We start from the raw sequence: 7,086 nt of genomic DNA on the forward strand, positions 1-7,086 counted from the left end.
TGTCATGCGTTGAGGCGGGTCCAGCGCTGGTTGGCGGCGCCGCCGCAGGACCAGATCTGGAGTTTGACGCCGTTGGCGGTGGAGTAGTTCGGCACGTCAAGGCACTTGTTCGCCCCGACGGCGGTGATGGTGCCGTCGGCGTTGAGGCGCCACTTCTGGTTGTTCTGGCCGTTGCAGTCCCAGATGATCACGGTGGTGCCGTCCGCCGTCCCGGCCCCGTTCACATCCAGGCACTTGCCGCCGTAGACCCGCAGCTCACCGCTCGCCGTCGCCGTCCACTGCTGGTTGGCCTGGCCGTTGCAGTCCCAGATCTGCGCCTGCGCGCCGTTCGCCTGCGAGGCGCCGGAGACATCAAGGCACCTGCCCGACCCCACACCCCTGATCGCGCCCGCACCAGGGGTTGGGCTGGGGGTGCCGCCCCCCGGCTGGCCGATGCTGCCCGGTACCGACTGAAGCGCCTCGTACCAGGCGGCGGCCATCTTGTCGTAGCCGCCGGCGGTGGGGTGGATGCCGTCGATCAGGTCGGAGGTGGTCAACTTGCTGTGCATGTCGACCAGGTGGACACGTTTGCCGCTGTTCACCTTGCTCTGGACGATGCCGGGGATCGCCGCGTTGAAGGTGCGGGCGGCCGACTCCTGGCCGGAGTTGGACAGCGGGATGATGGTGGCGACGAAGACGTCCGCGTTGGGCACGGCCGTGGTGATGTGGTCGATCAGCGTGGACACCCGTTGCGGGGCACCGGCCACGTTGTAGTTCTGCAGGACGTCGTTGGTGCCGATGTGCAGCAACACCGTGCGCGGTGTGTACGTACGCAGCCAGCCGGTGATGTTCGCGTCGATCTGGTCGATCCGCCACCCGGGATGGCCCTCATGATCGTGGTCGCCCAGGCTGCCCGGCCCGTTGAATTGCGACCCGACGAAGTCGACCGTGTAGCGGCCGGCGGCCAGGCGCTGCCACAACCCGATCCGGTACCCGCCCGGCACCTGCGTGCCCTCGGTGATCGAGTCGCCCAGCGGCATGACCCGCACCCCGCCGTTGGACTCCGCGCCGGCTACTCCCTCCCCCATCGCCGTACCCGCTATCACCAAGGCCACGGCCATCAGCGCGGCGGCGCACCATCGTCCCCACGTACGCCTGCTCAAGCCCTCGCGGCGGTCAGGGCGTAAGTCGAATCGAGTAGCAATGTTCGCGTTAACACACTTTCGCTCCGGTCCGCCTGTTGTGGGCACGAGGACCTCCTTCGGTGAGGATCAGCGACCTGGGATCGTGCTGAGTGGCTGCCGTAACGGACCCGCGGTGGGCCCGGTCGGGCGCTGCCCGATTCGGCATGCCGGCGGCGGCTCCCGAGCTCGTTGTTAGCGTTAACATCGCCACGGTCAACTCGGTACTCCTTCCGCGCAAGCCGGCTCAGGTGGTGGTGTGGCGGAGCAAACATGACGCGAGAAGATCCGTCAAGGGCCCGCCCTCTTGCGTCGCGGTTCCGCCGCGGGCCGAAGTGGGCCGATCGGAGCTGACCGGGCGCAGTCGCACTGTCGCGGCGGGCGAGGCGATGAAACGTTCATCCGGCGGCGCGGCAGGACCAGGACGTACCGGCGCACCGGCCTCCCAGGTACCGACCACCCAATCGAACCGAACGGCAGGAGTCCTCGACTGTGACGCGTCCGGCGCGCAACCGGGCACCCGGATTCCCGCGGCAGGGAGCCCTTTTCATCCTGAGCGACGGCCCTCTTCCACGAGCGGCCGACGTCCGCGGGCCGAGCGTGCCCCGGTCCGCCGCGGCATGGTCAGTCCGCGCGCATGGCGCGCGGCGTGCTCTCCCTGAGTCGCACGGCGGTCGGAATCGTTATCACGGATTCCTGCTGACCGTCAGCGAGCGCGAGTCGCATGGCTTCAGCGCCGACCTCCACGAGTGGCACCGCGACGCTGGTGAGCGTCGGCGCGGCCGGAGCCGGCGGAGATGACGGCCCAGATCAGCCCGCCGCCCGCGACCGCGGCGCCCAGCAGCGTCAGCAGGCCCTCAACGGACAGTTCCTTGATGTCCATCCGGCGGCGTGCGGCGTTGGACGTGCGCAACTCGGTCATCATGCGGCCTCGCAGGAAACGGCCGCTGTTGAATAGCCGGATCTCCTTTGCCGCCGCAATCGTGGTGAGCAGATCGCCGTAGAACATCTGGCGTCGCTCCGCCGGGCCGATGTCCCATATCATCGCGGCGCGACGATGCGACAGCCGCAACTGGTCGTGGAAGTTGGGGTCCTCGAACCGTCGCAACCCGGCGAACCGCAGCGTCGCGGAGAACAGCTGTGTGGTGGTCTGAGCGGTGAACAACCTGCCCATTTCGCTGTTGAGGTACTGCATGAGCTGAGGCAGCACCGTTACCAGGATGCCCGCGGCGGCCAACCCCACCGCGAGGGTGCTCAGCTCGGCCGCCGATCCCTGTCCTGCCAGGGAGTCGACCACCAGTTTGGTCAGCCACGCCACCGCGATCGGCGCGATGGCCTCGACGATCATTACCAGGACATAGACCGCCATCAATCCCGGGGCCGCGCGCAGGGCGACCCCGCGGCGGCCTTCGCCGTTCCGATCATGCGCCGACCGTGGCGGGCAACACGGGATCGTTGTCGGTGACCCTGCCGTCCGCACCGATTTCGAAGACGGTCGGATATCCGGTGACCCGGAAGGCGCTCTGAATGGCGGCATGAGGTGCCTCGACCACGACACGTGCCACCTCAGCGAGGCGTTCGACGTCAGCGACGGCCTCCTTGTCACTGTCGGTGACGACGACGGCGAGCACGGCAGCCGGGGTTCGGCGGGCATGGTCGATGAAGCGCGGCATCAGTTCCCTGCAGGGCTGGCAGGACGGGGAGAAGAACCGATCAGGGCGGGCCCTTCGATCAGCTCATCGGAGATCGGCTCGCCGCCGGTGGTGGTGGCGGCGAACTCCGGGATCTTCTCCCCGATGGCGAGCCCTTCCTCCATGGGTGGCAAGGATGCCGCTGACGCCGCCTGCTTCCGCAGCCGGCGGATCACTCCGACCGTCAACAGGAGATTCAGCAGGCACAGCACGCCGACCAGGACGACGGCAACGATCAGATACGGCATCACGCACCCCCCGCGACTTCCATGAACAAATCGGCGATATCGTCGAAGACGATCAAGAGGATGGCGCCGACCAACCCAACCGGCACTGCCAGGGCGAGGCCGACCATGGTTACCGGGCCGCCGGGAAACATCAGCGCCACCGAACCCAGCGCGGCAACGAGCAGCAGAAGCCCGTTGCGGACCAGATGCACCGGGCCGAGCGGGGTCACGGACGCGCCGAAGCACTGGCATGGCTCGCGCTGCCCCCAGCGAAGAGAAACAGCGATCCACGTGGAGAACGCGACCAACAGCATCCCGCCGGCGGCCAGCCCCGCATGTGGAAGCACGATCAAGGTGGCGGCAGTGACAACTTCCACGGCCACCGTTGCCATGGCAGCCGGGAAACGGGCCGGGCCGGGCAGCAATCGCAGGGTGGCGGCGAAAGACTGTAGTGCGGCACGACTGCGCAGTTTCGAGTACGCGGAGACAACGAAGACCGTGGTGAGCAGGACTTGACTCGCCACCAGCACGTGAACCATGACCCAGATGCTCTTCCGGCCCCTTAGCCCGGCGCTGGCACGCCGGTAGCGCGGTTGGCGGCATGGGCTGGTTGTGCGCTTGTGCGGTCGGCTTACCGTCTTCTACCCCAACCCGGTCCAGACCACGGGCGACCAATCCCTCGCCGACGACCACGACCACGACAGCGCGGCCTTCACCCCGGCGTACCACACCGTCACCCTCACCGACCTGGACAGCTCCGGCACCCTCACCGGACGCTACATCACGGCCAAGAGCGAGACCGGCAAGCCCGCCCAAGCGGTGAACGGAGCCTTCCCGGCCTGGCATCGCGACAGCGACCAGTTCGAACAAATCATGGGCTACTACTGGGTCACCACCGCCCAGCACTACATCCAATCACTCGGCTTCGGCACCCGGCTACGCCCGGTGAACCAACACCAGATCGAACTGCGAATCAACCAGTACGGCAGCGACAACTCCTTCTACAGGGACGACAAGACCACCATCACCCTCGGCAAGGAAGGCGTGGACGACGCCGAGGACGGCGAGGTCATCATCCACGAGTACCGCCACTCCGCACAGGACGGCCAAGTGACCGGCTTCGGCACGACCCTGGAATCGGGCGCGATCGGTGAAGCCCTCGGCGACTACCTCGCCATAGCCGTCAGCAGCTGGAAGACCGGCCCACCCACGCGGACACCCGAAACATGCGTGGCCGACTGGGACTCGGTCTCCTACACATCAAAGACCCCACACTGCCTACGCCGACTGGACGGCACCAAGCACTACCCCCAGGACCTGGTCGGCGAGGTGCACGCGGACGGCGAAATCTGGTCCTCAGCCCTATACGACATCCGCACCAGGCTCGGTGACACACTGGGCAGCACGGTCATCATCGACGCGCAGTTCGACTTCACCAAGGACACCACCTTCAAGGCGGCGGCCGAAACCACGATGAACGCCGCACAGCGGCACGGCGGCGACACCGCCACGACAACCGTACGTGCCGCGTTCACCTCCAGAGGGCTCGTCTAACTCTGCCGGAACACGGGCATCGAGATCGGGATGGAGCAGGCGGTGGCACCTCTCTCGACGCTCACGTAATTCCCCCAGCGGTGGTCTCTTGAGCGGTGGTCGAGGCGTTGCGGACTCGCTGTCGACGAGGTCAGCCTGCAGTTGTTCGATGGCAAGGGGACCCGGACCGCAGGCGCTTCGGCGCCGAGGACCGGGAGCACCCCGGCGTGCGCCACGAGGCGCTGTTTGACCGTGCGGAGATGAAAAAGCTCCGCCGACGGCCTGTCGTAGCAGGTCGTGTGAAGTGGGAGGCAGCCTGATCCCGGAGGCGTGGGTGAGGGTGGGAGCAGCCTCGACAACGTCAGGACGTGCTGGTACTGCCAGACGGCGCGGGCCTGGTTCACGAGCGGGAAAGGTGTGCGTGAGGAACCAGTGGCGTAACGCCCTTCAAGGCTTCCACCAGCTCGAATCTGGCGCATACGGGCTGGGTTGCGGTGCGTACCCGCCGGGCGGAGGTGCTTGGCGGGGAACTCCTGGGCCGGTTGTCGCGCTTGGCCGGGAGGCTCTGGTGAAGGTCTACGGCGTAGCCGGAGCGATACCGCAGGGGCATAGCTGGGCACCTCCTCTCGCGAGAGGTCAGCAGTGAACGTGGGAACCATCTCGTGTCACTCCCCGAGCTCGGTCTCCTCCAGGACGGGTTCGGGGATAGGTGCGTCGCCTGCCGAAGGCACGGGGTGGGGCGGAGCCTGCGTAGTACTCCGAGCGCGGGAAAGCCGCGCACATGGGGAAGGCAGGCAGCAGTTTCGGGCAGGTAGGGACGTCAGGTCAGGAGGCCGTTCGTGAATATGGGCGCGCTGCTGCTGGAGCCGGAGACGGCCAAGTGGCGGGTACCGATTATTCAGACCAAACTGCACCGCTGGGCCGGCGAGGATCGTGCTCGCCGGTTCGATGACCCGTTCAACCTGGTCGCTGACCCGGCGTTCCTCGTGGTTGCGTGGCGTCAGGTCCGGGGCAACACAGGGTCCCGGACGGCGGGCGTCGACGGGCTGACGCCCGCGATATCCCTGCTGTGTGGGGCGAATAGGCGTTCCTGAAAAATCCGGGAGCAGCTACGCGCTCGGATGTTCCAACCGCTGCCGGTACGAGAGCGGTTGATCCCCAAGCCCGGCACTTCCAAGAAGCGCCGTCTGGGGATTCCCACGTGCCTCGCGGACTGCGCGTTCACGCAGAAGGAGCGAGGTTTCGGAATCGTTTGTAACGATCACTCACCCATTCCACCCGCTGCGCGGGAAGTGTCTGCATTCGTCGCACCATCCGTAACGGATTGTAATCGTTGCGCGTGGTGTTGGTCCTTCGTCTTGTCTGTCATGGTGCGAGTAGTCATTGCCGGGACCGGATGGTCTTTTCGGGGAAGAAGGGCCAATCCCGGTTCAAGTGGTGATGAATCATGACGATCGAGGCTGGCGGGTTCAGCGCCGTTGACAGCGCCGGCGAGAAGAAGCATTTGGACCCACCGGGACCGGGTGGCTTGACCGCATGCGCCGAGGTGATCGCGGTGCTGGCGAACATGCTGGAATCCGCCCTGGCCGGCGGCCCGCAGACGGTGCCGCCGCGCCGGAATGGCGAGGCGACGCCCGGCGGCGACGACCAGCCGAGTGGACAGGGCGACGGAGCGAGCACCGATGAATCGAGGTGATCCACTGCGATCTGGGGCTGTCGGGACGCAGCGCCGCCCGCCGGGACGGGTTCAAACAGCTGGTCGCCCGCATCTGCCTGGGCGAGGTCGGAGCGGTGTTCGGGCTGGAGGTCTCTCGGCTGGCCCGCTCCAACGCGGACGTGGCCCGCCTGCTGGAGCCGGCACGCTTCACCGACACCCTGGTGATCGACACAGACGGAATCTATGACCTGTCCGACATCAACGACCGGTTGCTGCTGGGGTTGAAAGGCCAGATGGGCGAGGCCGAGCCGCCCTGGCCGACCAGCCGGATGAACGAGGCCAAAGGCGCCGCGGCCGCCCGCGGCGAGCTGCGGCTGCCGCTGCCGGCCGGGTTCGTCTACGACGAAGACCAGAACGTGGTCATCGATCCGGACGAGGAGATCGCCACCGCGATCGCGGACGTGTTCGCCGCGTTCACCGCGACCGGGTCGGCCTACGGAGTGGCCGGTGCGTTCGCCGGACGCCGCTTCCCGCGCCGCGCCTACGGCGGGGTCTGGGCCGGCCAGGTCCGCTGGGGACGGCTTACCCACGCCCGGGCCGCCGCGATCTTGCGCAACCCTGACCTTTCAACCTCTTTCCGCACCCAAAAGGCCACAACCACCACGCTCGCGTTAACGGGTTGGGTAGCCGGTGTGGGCGTGCGCCGCCGTACTCATACCTCCACCTCGGGCAGCACACCGGCCTCCCCGGTCGATCGAACACCCCGAAGCATAGGGGCGGCGGGCATGCGTGAAGGCCCCGGCAGATACCGGGGCCTT

General features: G+C 67.2%; 9 protein-coding genes. 4 read left to right on the forward strand and 5 right to left on the reverse strand.

Features of this window, described 5'->3' with window-relative positions; all coding sequences use genetic code 11:
• Window positions 1–2 precede the first annotated feature (2 nt).
• From ACFKCF_RS57490 to ACFKCF_RS57510, 5 genes are all read right to left on the reverse strand, one after another.
• Window positions 3–1,067, reverse strand: coding sequence for a lectin (locus ACFKCF_RS57490; RefSeq protein WP_394505455.1), 1,065 nt, complete (start codon window positions 1,065–1,067; stop codon window positions 3–5).
• A gap of 823 nt (window positions 1,068–1,890) precedes the next feature.
• Window positions 1,891–2,529, reverse strand: coding sequence for a hypothetical protein (locus ACFKCF_RS57495; RefSeq protein WP_394505457.1), 639 nt, complete (start codon window positions 2,527–2,529; stop codon window positions 1,891–1,893).
• Window positions 2,530–2,581: 52 nt separating this feature from the next.
• The gene (locus ACFKCF_RS57500; protein WP_394505459.1) at window positions 2,582–2,833 is read right to left on the reverse strand and encodes a hypothetical protein; all 252 of its coding nucleotides are present in this window, start codon (window positions 2,831–2,833) and stop codon (window positions 2,582–2,584) included.
• Window positions 2,833–3,099, reverse strand: coding sequence for a hypothetical protein (locus ACFKCF_RS57505; protein WP_394505461.1), 267 nt, complete (start codon window positions 3,097–3,099; stop codon window positions 2,833–2,835). Before ACFKCF_RS57505 ends, ACFKCF_RS57500 begins: the two co-directional genes overlap by 1 nt.
• The gene (locus ACFKCF_RS57510; protein WP_394505462.1) at window positions 3,099–3,617 is read right to left on the reverse strand and encodes a MauE/DoxX family redox-associated membrane protein; all 519 of its coding nucleotides are present in this window, start codon (window positions 3,615–3,617) and stop codon (window positions 3,099–3,101) included. Before ACFKCF_RS57510 ends, ACFKCF_RS57505 begins: the two co-directional genes overlap by 1 nt.
• Before the next feature lie 79 nt (window positions 3,618–3,696).
• On the opposite strand from ACFKCF_RS57510, the gene ACFKCF_RS57515 reads away from it, so the two are divergent.
• The 4 genes from ACFKCF_RS57515 to ACFKCF_RS57530 all read left to right on the forward strand — a co-directional run.
• Complete coding sequence (locus ACFKCF_RS57515; RefSeq protein WP_394505464.1) at window positions 3,697–4,632, forward strand: M36 family metallopeptidase; 936 nt, start codon at window positions 3,697–3,699, stop codon at window positions 4,630–4,632.
• Between the two features lie 824 nt (window positions 4,633–5,456).
• On the forward strand, window positions 5,457–5,705 hold the full coding sequence (locus ACFKCF_RS57520) for a hypothetical protein (RefSeq protein WP_394505466.1): 249 nt from the start codon (window positions 5,457–5,459) through the stop codon (window positions 5,703–5,705).
• A gap of 353 nt (window positions 5,706–6,058) precedes the next feature.
• On the forward strand, window positions 6,059–6,307 hold the full coding sequence (locus ACFKCF_RS57525) for a hypothetical protein (RefSeq protein ID WP_394505468.1): 249 nt from the start codon (window positions 6,059–6,061) through the stop codon (window positions 6,305–6,307).
• Window positions 6,304–7,086: recombinase family protein (locus ACFKCF_RS57530; protein WP_394505470.1), on the forward strand; the 783-nt coding region annotated here is incomplete at its 3' end. The genes ACFKCF_RS57525 and ACFKCF_RS57530, both read left to right, overlap by 4 nt.

This window comes from Nonomuraea sp. JJY05, assembly GCF_043496855.1.
Classification (GTDB): domain Bacteria; phylum Actinomycetota; class Actinomycetes; order Streptosporangiales; family Streptosporangiaceae; genus Nonomuraea.

Excerpts from the sequence above, each read along its gene's own strand:
- ACFKCF_RS57490 (WP_394505455.1), bottom strand. The coding sequence starts at position 1,067 with ATGGGGGAGGGAGTAGCCGGCGCGGAGTCCAACGGCGGGGTGCGGGTC.
- ACFKCF_RS57495 (WP_394505457.1), bottom strand. The coding sequence starts at position 2,529 with ATGGCGGTCTATGTCCTGGTAATGATCGTCGAGGCCATCGCGCCGATC.
- ACFKCF_RS57500 (WP_394505459.1), bottom strand. The coding sequence starts at position 2,833 with ATGCCGCGCTTCATCGACCATGCCCGCCGAACCCCGGCTGCCGTGCTC.
- ACFKCF_RS57505 (WP_394505461.1), bottom strand. The coding sequence starts at position 3,099 with ATGCCGTATCTGATCGTTGCCGTCGTCCTGGTCGGCGTGCTGTGCCTG.
- ACFKCF_RS57510 (WP_394505462.1), bottom strand. The coding sequence starts at position 3,617 with ATGGTTCACGTGCTGGTGGCGAGTCAAGTCCTGCTCACCACGGTCTTC.
- ACFKCF_RS57520 (WP_394505466.1), top strand. The coding sequence starts at position 5,457 with ATGGGCGCGCTGCTGCTGGAGCCGGAGACGGCCAAGTGGCGGGTACCG.
- ACFKCF_RS57525 (WP_394505468.1), top strand. The coding sequence starts at position 6,059 with ATGACGATCGAGGCTGGCGGGTTCAGCGCCGTTGACAGCGCCGGCGAG.